Source organism: Paenibacillus baimaensis (assembly GCF_025567575.1).
The window spans coordinates 1-554 of record NZ_JAOQIO010000096.1 but is presented as its reverse complement, the minus strand read 5'-3'; the positions used below and the strand labels follow the sequence as shown (position 1 = coordinate 554).

Here is a 554-nt window from a genome sequence, read left to right as displayed (position 1 = left end):
ACCGGATGGTACCACTACCGAAGCGCGGTTGGGCGAATTCGTATCCGAGGTGCTGGCGCCAGTTGTCCAGCACAGCCGCCTCGATACCTTTGTCGAAGAGCTGGAACAAACGCTTATCAAAGACACGCAGGCGCAATATGCCAATCCGCATCGTGAGCTGACGGGTCAGGAACGCGCCTACGATGAGCTGGAAGCGAACATTATGGACGGGCATCCCTACCACCCATGCTACAAATCCAGAATTGGCTTTAATCCTGATGACAATATGACCTATGGTCCGGAATTTAAACCGCGCATCAAACCCTTGTGGTTGGGGGTATTAACCAATGAANTTGGAAGCAGAGCTTGGAGCCGATTTGCTTGCTGACTTTAAATCCAGACTTGAAGCAGTCGGGAAGTCTTACGATCAATACCGATTGATTCCAGTCCATCCTTGGCAGTGGCGGGAAACCATTGTCCGCGTCTTTAATCGCCAGCTTGCAGACGGAAGAATTATCATGATCGGTGAGGGCACGGAGGAATACCGCCCACAGCAATCGATTCGTACACTTGCC

The 554-nt window shown here is 51.7% G+C and carries 2 protein-coding genes; both read left to right on the top strand.

Annotation, left to right across the window (positions count from 1 at the left end):
• Positions 1 to 202: 202 nt before the first annotated feature.
• Positions 203 to 367 (top strand): IucA/IucC family protein, encoded by a 165-nt coding sequence (locus OB236_RS40345; RefSeq protein ID WP_456299786.1) that lies wholly within the window; start codon positions 203 to 205, stop codon positions 365 to 367.
• On the top strand, positions 327 to 554 hold a 228-nt coding region (locus tag OB236_RS28130; protein WP_317259388.1), incomplete at its 3' end, for an IucA/IucC family protein. The genes OB236_RS40345 and OB236_RS28130, both read left to right, overlap by 41 nt.